The organism is Cupriavidus gilardii (assembly GCF_008801915.1).
GTDB lineage: Bacteria > Pseudomonadota > Gammaproteobacteria > Burkholderiales > Burkholderiaceae > Cupriavidus > Cupriavidus gilardii.
Window position 1 is genome coordinate 128,922 of sequence record NZ_VZOV01000011.1, and the last position, 12,587, is coordinate 141,508.

9 protein-coding genes are annotated in these 12,587 nt (G+C 68.7%); 3 read left to right on the forward strand and 6 right to left on the reverse strand.

The window, feature by feature from the left end; genetic code table 11:
• The gene (locus tag F7Q96_RS15095) at window positions 1-771 is read left to right on the forward strand and encodes a DUF6338 family protein (protein ID WP_053822718.1); all 771 of its coding nucleotides are present in this window, start codon (window positions 1-3) and stop codon (window positions 769-771) included.
• 3 nt (window positions 772-774) lie between these two features.
• Here the strand turns inward: F7Q96_RS15095 and F7Q96_RS15100 are convergent, their stop codons facing one another.
• Complete coding sequence (locus F7Q96_RS15100) at window positions 775-2,112, reverse strand: MFS transporter (protein ID WP_053822717.1); 1,338 nt, start codon at window positions 2,110-2,112, stop codon at window positions 775-777.
• 142 nt (window positions 2,113-2,254) lie between these two features.
• A complete protein-coding gene (locus F7Q96_RS15105) occupies window positions 2,255-4,012 on the reverse strand; it encodes a GMC family oxidoreductase (RefSeq protein WP_053822716.1) in 1,758 nt (585 codons plus the stop codon).
• Window positions 4,013-4,166: 154 nt separating this feature from the next.
• On the opposite strand from F7Q96_RS15105, the gene F7Q96_RS15110 reads away from it, so the two are divergent.
• Window positions 4,167-5,024: an IclR family transcriptional regulator gene (locus F7Q96_RS15110; RefSeq protein ID WP_053823231.1), complete on the forward strand. Its 858-nt coding sequence runs from the start codon at window positions 4,167-4,169 to the stop codon at window positions 5,022-5,024.
• A 25-nt stretch (window positions 5,025-5,049) separates the two neighbouring features.
• On the opposite strand, the gene F7Q96_RS15115 is transcribed toward F7Q96_RS15110, so the two are convergent.
• From F7Q96_RS15115 to F7Q96_RS15130, 4 genes are read right to left on the reverse strand one after another with little or no spacing between them, the layout of a single operon-like run.
• Window positions 5,050-6,144, reverse strand: coding sequence for a hybrid sensor histidine kinase/response regulator (locus F7Q96_RS15115; RefSeq protein WP_053822715.1), 1,095 nt, complete (start codon window positions 6,142-6,144; stop codon window positions 5,050-5,052).
• A 10-nt stretch (window positions 6,145-6,154) separates the two neighbouring features.
• Entirely contained in the window at window positions 6,155-6,799 is a 645-nt protein-coding gene (locus F7Q96_RS15120) for a chemotaxis protein CheB (protein ID WP_053822714.1), read from the reverse strand.
• 7 nt (window positions 6,800-6,806) lie between these two features.
• Window positions 6,807-7,700 (reverse strand): CheR family methyltransferase, encoded by an 894-nt coding sequence (locus F7Q96_RS15125; protein ID WP_226994783.1) that lies wholly within the window; start codon window positions 7,698-7,700, stop codon window positions 6,807-6,809.
• On the reverse strand, window positions 7,682-10,936 hold the full coding sequence (locus F7Q96_RS15130) for a response regulator (protein WP_151022903.1): 3,255 nt from the start codon (window positions 10,934-10,936) through the stop codon (window positions 7,682-7,684). The genes F7Q96_RS15125 and F7Q96_RS15130 overlap by 19 nt, the downstream gene beginning before the upstream one ends.
• 296 nt (window positions 10,937-11,232) lie before the next feature.
• On the opposite strand from F7Q96_RS15130, the gene F7Q96_RS15135 reads away from it, so the two are divergent.
• Window positions 11,233-12,195, forward strand: coding sequence for a DUF808 domain-containing protein (locus tag F7Q96_RS15135; RefSeq protein WP_053823228.1), 963 nt, complete (start codon window positions 11,233-11,235; stop codon window positions 12,193-12,195).
• Window positions 12,196-12,587: the final 392 nt, after the last annotated feature.

Sequence of the window (12,587 nt, forward strand, 5' to 3'; positions counted from 1 at the left end):
TTGAACATCGCGCTGCCCGCGATCCTGCTGTTTTTCCTGGTCGCGCCGGGCTTTCTTTACCACCACTACAGCCAGGCCAGAGAGGCGCGCGAAGCCGACATGACGCCCTTCGGGGCGACGGCGATCAAGTCCATCGTGCTGGCGCTGATCGTGGATGCCGCGGTCGGGCTCGCCGCCACCGAATATTTCGGCTACCAGCTTTATCTCGGCGACGCCTTGCGCATGCTGTCAGGCGGTACCGCGGCAGCCAGCGTCCCGCCGCACCGCTATGAATGGCTGAACGAACACCCGTGGCCGGTGTTCGGTTTCTTCGCCGGGACGTTTGGCCTTGCCTTCGCGCTGGCGATGCTGCGCCGGTGGCTGGTCAGCCGATTTCACCTGGACCATCCGAACAGCTGGGCGAGCGGTTTTTTCCGGCAGCAGGCGCCCTGGTACTACCTCTTCAGCGGCATCGATTCGGGCATCAGCGACGGCGCGATGGTGGTCGTCAGCGCCGTGGTGCCGATGAAGGACCAGTCGTATCTCTACACCGGCCTGCTGGAGGATTTCGAGTTCAAGAGCGACGGGGAGCTCGAGCGGATCATCCTGTCGGCCGCGTCCCGCCGCAAATTGACCGACGACCGTGGGCGCGGCCTGGAGGAGCACGGGCGCTTCTACCCGATCGAGGGCAATCGGCTGGTGATCCGCTCCAGCGAGTGGACGACCTTGAACGTCAAGTTCCTGGTCGAAGAAAAGGCCGAAGCCTCGGCTCCGGCCCTGGCCGACGATTGACGTTTAACGCATCGGCCTGGCAGGCGCCGCGGCCACCCCTGACGCCTCGCGTACCTCACCGGTCCCCGAGGACCGCCCGATCAACGCCGCCGACACCGCCGACACCAGCCCGGCAAACATCACGTAGGCACAGATCTGCCACGGCTTGGCCTCGCCCGACTTCAGCAGCGCGGTGGCGATGATCGGCGTGATCCCCGAGGCGAAGATGCCCGAGAACTGGTAGACGAAGGAGATGCCGGTATAGCGGACCTTGGCGTCGAACAGCTCGCAGAACAGCGCCGCCTCGGGACCGTAGACCGCGGCGTAGAAGATGCCGAACGGCACGATGATGGCCAGCCACAGCAGCATCACGTTGCCGCCGCCGTTGAGCATCAGCCAGAACGCGGGGAAGGCCGAGCACGCGGTGATCAGCGATCCCCAGAAGTAGACGCGGGTGCGGCCGATCCGGTCCGACAGATGACCGAAGAACGGGATGAAGAAACACATGACGATGGCGGCGGCCATCACGCCGGTCAGCGCCTCGGTGCGGCTGATCTTCACCGTCTGGGTCAAATAGCTGATCGAAAACACGCCGAAGACATTGAAGAAGACGCCGTCGATATAGCGCGCGCCCATGCCCTTGAGGATATTGCCGGGATAGCGCCGCATCATGTCGACGAAGGGAATGCGGGTCTCGGCGTTGCGCTGCTTGACCGCGGTGAACTCGGGCGTCTCCTTGATCGACAGCCGGATATACATGCCGACGAAGACCATGCCGGCCGAGATCAGGAAGGCCACGCGCCAGCCCCAGCTCAGGAACTGCGCGTCGGTCAGCGTCAGCGACAGCAGTGCCACCACGCCGGAGGCCAGGCACAGGCCGATCGACAGCCCGATCTGCGGCAGCGAGGCATAGAAGCCCTTGCGGCCCGGCGGCGCGTATTCGTAGGCCATCAGCACCGCCCCGCCCCATTCGCCGCCGAGCCCGATGCCCTGCAGCACGCGCAGCAACAGCAGCAGGATCGGCGCCCACAGCCCGATGCTGTCGTAGGTCGGCACCAGGCCGATCAGGAAGGTCGAGATGCCCATGATCATCAGCGTGATCACCAGCATGCTCTTGCGGCCGACGCGATCGCCGAAGTGGCCGAAGATGACGCCGCCGAGCGGCCGCGTGACGAAGCCCACCGCAAAGGTGGTGTAGGCCAGCATGGTCGCGACCACCGGATCGCCGGCCGGGAAATACAGCTTGTTGAACACGATGCCGGCGACGACGCCGTACAGGAAGAAGTCGTACCACTCGATGGTGGCGCCGATCACTGCGGCCATCGCGACCTTGCGTACCGCCTGCTCGTTGGGGCTTGCCATGCTTGTCTCCTTTGGATGGACGGCGCCCTTGGTGGAATGAGTATGCGGGCGCTCGCGCTGCTGGGGCTCGGCCTTCGGTTGCGCAGCGAACCGAGCCCGGGTTCGCTGCGATATGCGTGGGCGGCGCGATGGCGGGCCGGGGTCAGACCGGCTCGGTGATGCGGCGCTCGGGTTGGCGCTCGGTCCCGGCCTCAGCCTGGCGCTCGGTATCGCGTTCGGCTTGATGCTCCGGCACGCGTTCGACCCGGGCAGAACCGGCCGCCGTCGCGCCGACGATCTCGCTGACGGTCTCGGCCCGCGCATCCTCCCGAATGAAGTCCGCCGCGCGCTCGGCCATCATCACCACCGGCACATTGGTGTTGCCTGACACCAGCGTCGGCATCACCGAGCAATCGATCACCCGAAGACCTGCCACGCCATGCACACGCAGCCGGTGATCGACCACCGCGAGCGGATCGCTGGCCGGGCCCATCTTGGCGGTGCCCGACGGGTGGAAGATGGTGGCGCCGTACTCGCGGCAGAAATGCAGGATCTCGTCGTCCGACTGCACCGCGTCGCCGGGCCGGAACTCGGCCTGCATCAGCGAGCGCATCGGCTCGGTCTGTGCCACGCGGCGGGCGAAGCGGACCGAGGCGATCGCGCTGCGCCGGTCCAGCTCGGCCGACAGATAGTTGGGCTGCATCGACGGCGGCGTGAACGGATCGGTCGAGCGGATCCGGACGGTGCCGCGCGATTCGGGCCGCAGCTGGCAGACCGAATAGGTGCAGCCCGAGAACGGATGGACCTGGCCCCCCGCCATGTCGGCCGACAGCGTCGCGAAGTGGAATTGCGTGTCTGGCGTCGCGCTTTCCTGCGGCAGCACCCGGCAGAACATCGCGCCCTGGTTGATGCCGATCGCCAGCGGCCCTTGCCGCCACAACAACCATTCGAGCCCCATGCGGGCCTTGCCGAACAGCGAGCGCAACTGGTCGTTGGTGGTGATCGGCCGCGCCACCTGGTAGATCAGCCGGATTTGCAGATGGTCCTGCAGGTTCTCGCCGACGCCGGGCAGCGCGTGCACCACCGGCACGCCGAACTCGCGCAGCAGGGCCGATGGGCCGATGCCGGACAGCTGCAGCAGCTGCGGCGACTGCAGCGCGCCCGCGCACAGCAACACTTCGCGGCGCGCGCGCAGCACGTGCTGGCGGCCGTTCTGCATATAGCGCACGCCGACCGCGCGCCGCCCTTCGAACAGGATCGCGGTCGTATGCGCGCCGGTCTCGATGCGCAGGTTGGGGCGCGACTGTGCCGGCCGCAGATAGGCCACCGCGGTCGAGCAGCGCCAGCCCTTGCGCGTGGTCAGCTGGTAGTAGCCGACGCCTTCCTGGTCGCCGGTATTGAAATCGGCCTTGTGCGGCAGGCCGAGCGACTGGCCGGCTTCGATGAAGGCATCGACCAGCGGATGGCGCCGATCGATCGAGGTCGCGTTCAGCGGCCCATCGGTGCCACGCGTCGGGCCGGGGCCGAGGTCGTTGTTCTCGAGCTTGCGGAAGTAGGGCAGGCAGTCGTCCCAGCTCCAGCCGCGATTGCCTAGCGCGGCCCAGTGGTCGTAGTCCTCGCGTTGCCCGCGCACGTAGATCAGGCCGTTGATCGCGCTGCTGCCGCCGAGCGTGCGGCCGCGCGGCCAGTAGATGCGCCGGTTCAGCATGTTCGGGTCGGGGTCGGTATGGAAGCCCCAGTTGACCTCCTTGTGGAACATCGTCTTGCCGTAGCCGATCGGGATATGGATCCACGGGCAGCGGTCCGGCGGTCCGGCCTCGAGCAGGCACACCGCGTGGCGGCCATCCTCGCTGAGCCGGTTGGCCAGCACACAGCCGGCCGAGCCGGCGCCCACCACGATGTAGTCAACGGTTTGCGACATCGTCGCTGTCTCCTGGTCGGGTGTTGCGGGCAGGGTTTGTCCGAAGCGGATTGGCGCCGGGGCCTGCGAGCAACGTTCTTATAATGGAACGACTTGTCCCGATTTTATTTGCCGACCCGAAAATGAAAAGGCAATACGCGTGGAGGCGCGGAAAGTGAAACAGAACGTGCAAATTCCGTTTCAGAATCGCAGTGCAGCAGATAGCGCGTCGGACCCCCGGGCGGCCGAGGAGGACGCGCGCAGCCTGCGGGTGCTGATGGTGCTCGATGCGCTCGCGCGCGCCCAGCATCCGCAGACCTTGGCACAACTGTCGCAGCGCCTGCACGTGCCCAAGACCACGCTGATGCGCTTGCTGGCGGCGATGGAGCACGCCGGCTTCGTGCTGCAGATGCCGGCCGAGCGCGGCTTCGTGCCGGGACCGCGGGCCGCGGGGCTGGCGCTGCAGACCTTGCGCAGCCCGCCGGTGCTGCGCGAATGCCGCGCGATCCTGGGCCGGCTGGTGGCGGCCCTCGGCGAGACCTGCAATCTGACCGCGCTGGACGGCGATCGCGTGCTCTATGTCGAACGCGTCGAAACGCACGAGCCGCTGCGGCTGCAGCTGTCGCCGGGCATCCATGTGCCGCTTCACTGCACCGCCAGCGGCAAGCTGTTCCTGTCGGCGATGAGCCGGCTGGAGCGGCAGCAGACGCTGCAGCGGCTGGTGCTGACGCGCAATACGCCGCGCACGCTGGCCGACCTGTCGTTGCTGGAGGCCGAGCTCGACCGGCTCGGCGCCCGCGGCATCGGCGTCGACAACGAGGAATTCGTGCGCGGCATGACGGCGGTGGCGGTGCCGGTGCGCGAGTTGGGATCGGAGGCGAACGGCACGGCCGCTGCCAGCGCGCGCCCGGTGCTGGCGGCGATCGCCTGCCATGCGCCCACCGCGCGCGTACCGCTGGAGGGGCTGCTACGGGCGGTGCCGGTGCTGCAGGAGGCGGCGCAGCAGATGGCGCGGGTATTACGGACTGAATGACCAGCGCGCCGAGACCAGCGAACCGCTACACACCCCCTTGCCGCGGCACCCACACCGTGAAGGTCGTCCCTGTCCCTTCGCGCGACACCACCTCGATATCGCCGCCATGCAGCATCGCCAACTCGCGCGCGATATGCAGGCCCAACCCGAGCCCCTCCGATTCCGTCGCGGAGCGTCCCGAGCGGAAGGCGTCGAACAGATGCGGCAGCAGATCGGGCGGGATGGTGCCGCCGTTGCTGACCGCGACCGTCACGCGTGCATTGCCGCCCTCGATGCGCACGCGCACCGGCACCGCGGCGTCGCCATGCTGCAGCGCGTTGCCGATCAGATTGGCCAGCACCTGCGACAGCAGCCCGGGGTCGACCGTGGCGACCGTATCGCCGAAGCGTTCCAGCAGCAGCCGGCCCTTGCCGTGCCGGCTCTCGTGTTCGTCGACGATCGCCGCGCACAGCGCATGCAGGTCCTCGCGCTGCAGCGAGGGCTGCATGCGGCCGCCGTGCAGCCGCGCGACATCGAGCAGCTGATCGACCATGCGCACCATGCGCGTGCCGCTGCGGCGGATGCGCTCGACCGCGGGCGCGGTCTTCTCGTCGTGGCAGAAGCGCTCGAGGAAGGAGGTCGAGGCCAGGATCGCGGACAGCGGCGTGCGCAGGTCGTGCGCCAGCACCGCCATCAGCATCTCGTTGGCCTTCAGCAGCCGCTGCGTGGTGGCGAGCTGCTCGGCCAGCTGCTGCTTCTGCCGCGCCAGCTGCACGAACACGTCCACCTTGGCGGCCAGGATGTTGGCGTCGAGCGGCTTGTAGAGGAAGTCGACGGCGCCGGTCGCATAGCCCTTGAAGGTGCGCTGGCTGTCGTAGCCGGCCGCGGTCAGGAACAGGATCGGGATATGGTTGGTCCGGGTGCTGCCGCGCATCAGCTCCGCCAGCTCGAAGCCGTCCATGCCCGGCATGTGCACGTCGAGGATGGCCAGGCCGAACTCGTGCTCCAGCAGCAGGTCCAGCGCCTGCGGGCCCGAGTTGGCATGCATCAGTTCGACATCGGGCCGGGCCAGCACGGCATCCAGCGCGGTCAGATTGCTGGCGATGTCGTCGACGGTCAGGATCTTGATGGGATCGGACATGGCAGGGTTTTCAGTGGACGGCAAGCCGAAGCCGGCTGCCGATCGCTTCCAGGGTCAGCACCTCGTCGACCGCGCCGCGCGCGATCGCCTCCGCCGGCATCGTCTCGGCCGACGCGGTATCCGGGGCCTGCACCCAGGTTCGTCCGCCGCAGCGGCGGATGGTCTCGAGCCCGCGTGCGCCGTCATCGTTGGCGCCGCTGAGCAGGATGCCGACCAGCGCTTCGCGCCAGGCGTGCGCGGCGGACTCGAACAGCACGTCGATCGACGGGCGCGAGAAGCGCTCGGGCGGATCGACCGACAGCGCGAGCCGCACGCCCTGTGCCGGTGCGCCGCCATGGCCGCCGCCGTGCGCGCCGTCGCGTTCGACCAGCAGGTGGTAGTCGGGCGGAGCCAGGTACAAGTGGCCGTGCCGCACCGGCATCTTGTCCTCGGCCTCGCATACCGGCAGCGCGCAACGCAGCGAGAACAGCTGCGGCAGCAGGCTCGGCGTATCGGGCCGCAGATGCAGCACCACGATCAGCGCCGGCCGGAAGGCCGCCGGCAGCATCGGCAGCAGCACGTTCAGCGCCTCGATGCCGCCGGCCGAGCCGCCGATGACGACGGCCTCGGGCGATGGTTTCAGCTCCGCGCGCGGCGCGTACGGTGCGTCGTTCATGCGGCGCTCATCGCTTGCGGTACAGCCTGTCCGAGGGCATCACCGCTTCGAAGGCCTCGGCGTGCGCGCTGAACTGCAGTGTCTCCTTGCTGCCCAGGCCCAGAAAGCCGTGGCGCACCAGCGCGTCGCGGAACAGCCCGAGCGCGCGGTCCTGCAGCGTACGGTCGAAGTAGATCAGCACGTTGCGGCACGAGATCAGTTGCGCTTCCTGGAACACGCTGTCGGTGGCCAGGCTGTGGTCGGCGAACACCGCCCGCGACACCAGGCCGGCGTCGAACTTCGCCTTGCCATAGGCGGCGTGATAGTAGTCGCCCAGCGAATGCCGGCCGCCCGCGGCCAGGTAGTTGCGGCCGAAGCCGCGCAGCCGCCCGGCGTCGTAGACCCCGGCGCGCGCCTCCGCCAGCGCCGCCGGATTGATGTCGGTCGCATAGAAGGTGGTGCGCTCGTGCAGGCCCTCCTCGGCGAACAGGATCGCCAGCGACCACAGTTCCTCGCCGCTGCTGCAGCCGGCCACCCATACCGTGATCGACGGATAGGTCTTGAGCACCGGTGCCACATGCTCGCGGATCGCGCGGAAGTACGACGGGTCGCGGAACATCTCGCTGACCTGCACCGTCAGGTACTGGAACAGCCGGGCGAACAGCGCCGGATCGCGCAGCATGCGGTCCTGCAGCTGCGACAGCGTGTCGAGCTTCAGGTCGCGCAGCGCCTGCGACAGCCGGCGGCGCAGCGAGGCGCGCGAATAGCCGCGGAAATCGTGCTGGTACTTGCGGAAGATCCCCTCGAGCAGCAGTTCCAGTTCGATATCGAAGTCGTCGGCGGGCACGGCCGTGAACGCATCGTCCGCCGGCACCTGGCCGGACGACGGCGGGGCAGGAGGGGTCAGCGTGCGTGCAGCCATACCCGGCACAGCGAAAGCAGCTTGTCGATATCGATCGGCTTGGCGATGTAGTCGTTCGCGCCGGCCAGCAGGCAGGCCTCGCGGTCGGACGACATCGCCTTGGCGGTCAGCGCGATGATCGGCAGCCGCGCATGGCGGCCATCTTGGCGGATGTGCCGCATCGCGGTCAGCCCGTCCATCTCCGGCATCATGATGTCCATCAGCACCAGGTCGATATCGTCGCGGCCATCGAGAATTTCAAGGGCCTGGCGGCCGTTGCGCGCGATCTCGACCTGCGCGCCGAGCGGCTCGATGACCTTGGACAGCGCGAAGATATTGCGCGCATCGTCTTCGACCAGCAGCAGCCTGCGGCCCTCGAAGGCGTCGTCGCGGCTGCGCACCGCGCGCAGCATGCGCTGGTGTTCGGGCGGCAGCGCCGATTCGACGCTGTGCAGGAACAGCGTGACCTCGTCGAGCAGCCGCTCGGGCGAGCGCGCGCCCTTGATGATGATCGACTTGGAATGGCGGCGCAGCTGCTGCTCGTCCTCCGCCGACAACTGCCGGCCCGTGTAGACGATCACCGGCGGCATCGAATACGAGGCATCGGCCGCCATCTGCTCGAGCAGGTCGTGGCCCGAGCCGTCGGGCAGCGCCAGGTCCATCACCACGCAGTCGAAGCGGCGCTCCGACAGCCGCGCCAGCGCCGCGGACACGGTGTCGGCCGTGACGATCTCGATATCGGCCGATTGCAGCAGCGCACGGATGCTGTCACGCAGCGTGGCGTCGTCCTCCACCACAAGCACCGTGCGCATGCCGCCGCGCGCCATGCGCGCCTCCAGCTCCCGGATCACGCTGGCAAGGTCGTCGCGGCCGCTCGGCTTGAGCGTGTAGCCGATCGCGCCGCGATGCAGCGCCGCCTCGGCATGGTCGCTGATCGACACCAGATGGGTCGGGATATGGCGCGTCGCCGGGTCGCGCTTGAGCCAGTCGAGCAGCGTCAGTCCCGAATGGTCGGGCAGCGCGACATCGAGCAGGATGCCGCAGGGCTGGTATTCGCGCGCCAGCTCCAGCCCCTGCTGGGCGGTGGTCGCATGCAGGCAGTCGAAGTCGAGCTCGTGGGCCAGATCGTAGAGGATCTGCGCAAAGGCGACGTCGTCCTCGATCGCCAGGATCAGGCGGTTGCCGCGCGAGCGGCGGTTGCGGTCGTCGTCGATCGGCGCCGGGCCCAGCATCGTGTGCAGCGGCGGCGCGCTGATCGTCATCGGCGGCGCGGTGGGCGCGGTCTGCGGCTGCCTGGCGCCGGCGGCGGGGGCGGCGGCGGAATGGACGGCGACCGCGTCGGGCACCGGCGCCGGCTGCGGTGACGTGAGGGCCTCGGTCACGTCGATGCCGCCCTCGGCCGCGACCTGCGCCGCCGCTTCGAGCACCGCGGCCGGGGCCGGCGGCACCGACGAGACCGCCGCCGCCGGCGCGGCCGGGCCGACGAATTCGAGCGGCAGCGTCAGCGTGAAGGTGCTGCCCGCCCCCGGCTCGCTGTCGACCGTCAGCGTGCCGTTGAGCAGCTGCGCCAGCTGGCGCGAAATCGACAGTCCGAGACCCGTGCCGCCATAGCGCCGGCTGGTGGTGCCGTCGGCCTGCTGGAAGGCCTCGAAGATGATGGCCTGCTTGTCGCGCGGGATGCCGATGCCGGTATCGCGCACCGCGAAGCGCACGCCGTCGTCGCCATCGCGCGTGACCGACAGCGCCACCTCGCCGCGCTCGGTGAACTTGAAGGCGTTGGACAGCAGGTTGCGCAGGATCTGCTGCAGACGCACGTTGTCGGTGACCAGCGTCGCGGGCAGGCCGGGCGCGCGCTCGATGCGGAACTGCACGGACTTCTGCGCGGCGATCGGCGCGAAGCCTTGCGCGAGTCCGCCGACCACGGCCTCGATATCGACCGGCTCGGGCTGCACCGTCAGATGGCCGGCCTCGATCTTGGACAGGTCGAGGATGTCGTTGATCAGGTTCAGCAGGTCGGTGTTGGCCGAATGGATGGTGGCGGCATAGCGCACCTGCTCCGGCGTCATGTTGCCTTCCTTGTTGTCCTGCAGCAGCTTGGCCAGGATCAGCGCGCTGTTCAGCGGGGTCCGCAGCTCGTGCGACATGTTGGCCAGGAACTCGGACTTGTACTGGTTGGCGCGCTCCAGGGCCCGTGCGCCGGCGGCGAGCTCGGCCTGGTACTGCAGCAGGTCGCGCTTCTGCGCCTCCAGCAGCTGGGTGTGCTCCTCCAGCTGGACATTGCTCTGCTCGAGCTCGGCCTGCTGCGTCTCCAGCCGCGCCTGCGATTCCATCAGCGCGCGCCCGCGCTCTTCCAGCTCCTCGTTGGAGACGCGCAGTTCTTCCTGCTGGACCTGCAGTTCCTCGGCCTGGCGCTGGGTCTGCGCCAGCAGCGTCTCCAGCCGGGCGCGATACGTCGAGGCGGTCAGCGCCACGCCGGCCGCCTCGGCGACGCGGCCGATCAGTTCGACGGTATCGTCCAGCTTCGGCTGCGCGCTGGCGAACGCCAGCTCCACCACGCCGACCACATGGCCGTCCGAAGTCAGCGGCGCGGCCACCACCGCCTGCGGCACGTCGCGCCCGAGCGCCGAGCCGATGCGCAGATAGTGCGACGACAGCCCGCGCGCCATGAGCGGCCGGTTTTCGCTGGCGGCCTGTCCGGCCAGCGTCTCGCCCAGCGCCAGGTGCTCGGGGGTGTCGGCCGGCGCGGCCCAACCGGCGAGCCGCTTCAGGCCGCCGTCCTCGAGCCGGTAGACGACGCCGGCCTGGGCCTGCGCCAGCGGCACCAGGGCGCGCAGCAGCGCGGTGCCGACTTCGGCAGGCGTATCGAGCCCGCGCGTCTGCTGGACCACGCGCACCTGGCCCTCCTGCAGCCAGACAAAGCGGCGCATCTGCAGCTGGCTGGCGATATAGCGATAGATTGCCGCGGCGAGGAACCACATCACCACGGTGCCGCACAGCCGGTTGATCAGGCCGACGGTCGGATCGCCACCGCCCGGCGAGAAGATATAGCCGGCCGCCATCAGCAGGGTCGCCCCGGCGGCCGTCCATAGCGGCATCATCGGCCGGTCGACGAACACGCACAGGCAGATCGGCAGCAGATAGAAAATCCACTCGGCGACGCCGAGCGGGGTCAGCAGGTCCGCGACCAGCAGCGCGGCCAGCAGCACGGGAATGACGAGCGTACGCAGCAGATCGCTGCGCGCAAGGGATTGGGGCATGGGCGACCGGGTGGAATGGGAAGGCGGTGGCGCCGGCGCAATAGCCGCCCGGTGCCTGCGCATGACGCCCCATGCTACCGATCCGAGTGACGTAAAAAAATCAGACAAAATCCGACATGCCCGCCATGCCGGAAGCGCGACGGGCTATGGCAGTATGGCGCGATGGCGGCGCCACTCGCGGTCCCCGCCGCGGTCCGCGGCGCCTTGCCGACTCTCCACCCCCCCAGGAGTCCGAACCATGCCGAGTTTCGATCGCCGTACCGATGCAGGCCAACTGCCGCAGGGAGACCGCTGAGATGGCCGGTGCCAGCCTGCTTGCGCTGCTCGACGATATTTCGACGATCCTGGACGACGTCGCCACGATGAGCAAGGTCGCCGCGCGCAAGACCGCGGGCGTGCTCGGCGACGACCTCGCGCTGAACGCGCAGCAGGTGACCGGCCTGAAGGCCGAGCGCGAGCTGCCGGTGGTGTGGGCGGTGGCGCTCGGTTCGCTGCGCAACAAGGTGATCCTGGTACCGGCGGCGCTGGCCATCAGCGCCTTCGCGCCATGGGCGGTGACGCCGCTGCTGATGATCGGCGGCGCGTTTCTCTGCTACGAGGGCTTCGAGAAGCTGGCCCATCGCTTCCTGCCGGGCCACGCCGAGCCGACCGAGCGCGCTAGGGAGGCGGTCGAACGCGCCGCGCTGCGGCAAGCGGCGTCCAATCCCGCGGTCGACCTGGTCGCGCTGGAAAAGGAAAAGATCAAGGGGGCGGTCCGCACCGACTTCATCCTGTCTGCGGAGATCATCGTGATCTCGCTCGGCACCGTCGCCAACGCGCCGTTCGGCACCCGGCTGGCGGTGCTGACCGCGATCGGCCTGCTGATGACGGTCGGCGTCTATGGGCTGGTGGCCGGCATCGTCAAGCTCGACGACGCCGGCCTCTATCTGAGCGAGCGCGGCAATGGCTTCGCGCGCCGCGTCGGGGATGGCCTGCTGCGGCTGGCGCCGATGCTGATGAAGACGTTGTCGGTCGCCGGCACCGTCGCGATGTTCCTGGTCGGCGGCGGCATCCTGGTCCACGGGCTGCCGTGGGCGCATCATCTGGAAGAGAGCGCCGCGCAATGGCTTGGCGGCATTGGCGGCGTCGGGCCCTTCCTGTCCTGGCTGGGACCGCTGCTGATCAATCTGGTCGGCGGCGTGATCGCCGGTGCGATCGTGCTGGCCGGCGTGATGCTGGTGCAGCGAGGCCGGCGAGCGTTGCGGCCGAGTTCGCACTGAACGCTGCAGGGGTGGCAATGGCGCCCTGGGGATAACTCCGGGGACAACCCTGTGCCCGTCCTGTGCGCCGCACGAGGGACAAGCGCTGGGCAGCTTGTGGGCCAGCTGTGGAGCCCGCACGGAAAAGTCCGGCCCGTTCCGAACCCGTTTCCGCGGGGGCGCAGGGTTATCCCGTATACGTCGGGTTTTCCCCTGGGATTTATCCGGTCCGCCAGGCCTTGTGCCGCAAGGGCGCGACGCCCTTATCCACTGCCGAGGGCGCCGTTTACCTACTACTACTATCTACGTATACGTAAACAATCTTTAAAGACCATGGGGCACCGTTGCGCGAGGCGGAGGCTGGTTGTGCGTTTGCGCACGCTATGCACGTCGCCGCAGCAGCCGCAGATACG

What these genes read in the sequence shown, in the direction of transcription:
- F7Q96_RS15120 (WP_053822714.1), bottom strand. Translation starts at nt 6,799, where the DNA reads ATGAACGACGCACCGTACGCGCCGCGCGCGGAGCTGAAACCATCGCCC.
- F7Q96_RS15135 (WP_053823228.1), top strand. Translation starts at nt 11,233, where the DNA reads ATGGCCGGTGCCAGCCTGCTTGCGCTGCTCGACGATATTTCGACGATC.
- F7Q96_RS15100 (WP_053822717.1), bottom strand. Translation starts at nt 2,112, where the DNA reads ATGGCAAGCCCCAACGAGCAGGCGGTACGCAAGGTCGCGATGGCCGCA.
- F7Q96_RS15125 (WP_226994783.1), bottom strand. Translation starts at nt 7,700, where the DNA reads ATGGCTGCACGCACGCTGACCCCTCCTGCCCCGCCGTCGTCCGGCCAG.
- F7Q96_RS15105 (WP_053822716.1), bottom strand. Translation starts at nt 4,012, where the DNA reads ATGTCGCAAACCGTTGACTACATCGTGGTGGGCGCCGGCTCGGCCGGC.
- F7Q96_RS15115 (WP_053822715.1), bottom strand. Translation starts at nt 6,144, where the DNA reads ATGTCCGATCCCATCAAGATCCTGACCGTCGACGACATCGCCAGCAAT.
- F7Q96_RS15130 (WP_151022903.1), bottom strand. Translation starts at nt 10,936, where the DNA reads ATGCCCCAATCCCTTGCGCGCAGCGATCTGCTGCGTACGCTCGTCATT.